The organism is Xanthomonas sp. SHU 308 (assembly GCF_000364645.1).
In the GTDB taxonomy this organism is placed as follows: domain Bacteria; phylum Pseudomonadota; class Gammaproteobacteria; order Xanthomonadales; family Xanthomonadaceae; genus Xanthomonas_A; species Xanthomonas_A sontii.
On record NZ_AQOK01000821.1, the window covers coordinates 1 to 345 of the forward strand.

The 345-nt window shown below is 76.8% G+C and carries 1 pseudogene; it reads right to left on the reverse strand.

Annotated features, from left to right (window positions below):
* Positions 1 to 176, reverse strand: a pseudogene (locus tag D588_RS27430) (PTS fructose transporter subunit EIIBC); the annotation flags it as partial.
* Positions 177 to 345 lie beyond the last annotated feature (169 nt).

Sequence of the window (345 nt, forward strand, 5' to 3'; positions counted from 1 at the left end):
GGCGCGGCGGTGGGAGCGGCGGCCAGGTCCAGCGGCGCGATCACGCCCTGCGGCGTGCGCACCTCGGCCTGCAGCGTCGCGCCCCGCAGCGTGGCGGCATGGCGCAGCGCTTCGGCGGCGAGGACGGCTTCGGTACTGCGATCGCCGGCGGCGATCACCACGAGGATCGGATTCATGCGGGCTCCCGATGAGCGCAAGAGGACGCGGCGCACGGCAGCGACGCGGCGGAAGTCATGCCAGGGTCTCCACGCGGACCGCGGCGGCCAGGTCGGCCAGGCGCTCGCGCGGCAGGCGGCGGGCGACGCCGCTGCCCAGGGTGGCCACGGCGAAGGCGGTTGCCTGGCA